Below are 1,007 nucleotides of genomic sequence, written 5' to 3' on the forward strand. Positions count from 1 at the left end.
GCCGGCTTTCGTGGCCGGTCTGCCCCTCGGCCGTCGCGGCGACGAGGGTGCGACGGCACACACCAGCGCACAGGAAGGCACGACCCCATGAGCACAGTGCTGCTGCGTGAAGTACCGGTCGACAGCGTCGTACACCGCCTGTGGGCGGGGACGAAGATGATCGCCGCGTTCCTGATCAGCCTGCTGCTGATGTTCCTGCCGTCCTGGCCGGTACTCGGCGTGATCACGGCTTTCCTGGTCCTGATCTGGACGCTCGCGCGGCTGCCGCTCGGCGCGATCCCCCGGCTGCCGTGGTGGTTCTGGGGACTCGTCGTGCTGGGCGGGGTGATCAACGCGCCGGTCGGACTGAAAGCGGTGCTCGGCTACGCGCAGGTCTTCGTGTTCGGGCTGGTGCTGGTGGCCGCCTCGTTCCTGATCGCCTTCACCACGCCGATGGGTGAGATCGCCCCCGCGCTCGCGAAACTCGGTACGCCGCTGCGCAAGTTGCGGCTGCCGGTCGACGAGTGGGCCGTGGTCGTGGCACTCACCCTGCGCGGATTGCCGCTGCTGTTCGACGAGATCCGGGTGCTGCGCGCCGCACGCAAACTGCGGCCGAAGGACAACCTGATGCACCGCGCCGCCGACAACCCGCTCATCGACATCCTCACCGCGTGCATGGCGGTGTCGTCGCGGCGCGCGGGCGAACTCGGCGAGGCGATCACCGCGCGCGGCGGCACCGGCATGCTGACAGCGCACCCGAGCGCACCGCACCGCCGGGACGCGATCGCCCTCGCGGTCGTGGTCGCGGTCTGCGCGGGCGCCGTGGTGCTGACCATCATCATCGGCTGAGCGCAATACCCCGAATTCACTGTCCCGAAACCTTGGTGCAAGCTATGGTTCGTCACAGAAATCGAGCTAGGCAGCTTCACGCGCCGGTCACGGAACTTTTCTCGGGGGAAGTCATCACCACGGCGCTTGTTCGAGCACTCGGCGCCTCCGAGCTCAGCCTCCTGGTGCGGCCCAGCGAC

Annotated in this window: 1 protein-coding gene; it reads left to right on the forward strand. The window is 68.4% G+C overall.

What is annotated here, in order from left to right:
* The first annotated feature begins 87 nt into the window (after positions 1-87).
* On the forward strand, positions 88-828 hold the full coding sequence (locus AB0F44_RS30480; protein WP_357361141.1) for a CbiQ family ECF transporter T component: 741 nt from the start codon (positions 88-90) through the stop codon (positions 826-828).
* Positions 829-1,007 lie beyond the last annotated feature (179 nt).

Source organism: Nocardioides sp. NPDC023903, assembly GCF_040639295.1.
GTDB lineage: Bacteria > Actinomycetota > Actinomycetes > Propionibacteriales > Nocardioidaceae > Nocardioides.

What these genes read in the sequence shown, in the direction of transcription:
- AB0F44_RS30480 (WP_357361141.1), top strand. Translation starts at nt 88, where the DNA reads ATGAGCACAGTGCTGCTGCGTGAAGTACCGGTCGACAGCGTCGTACAC.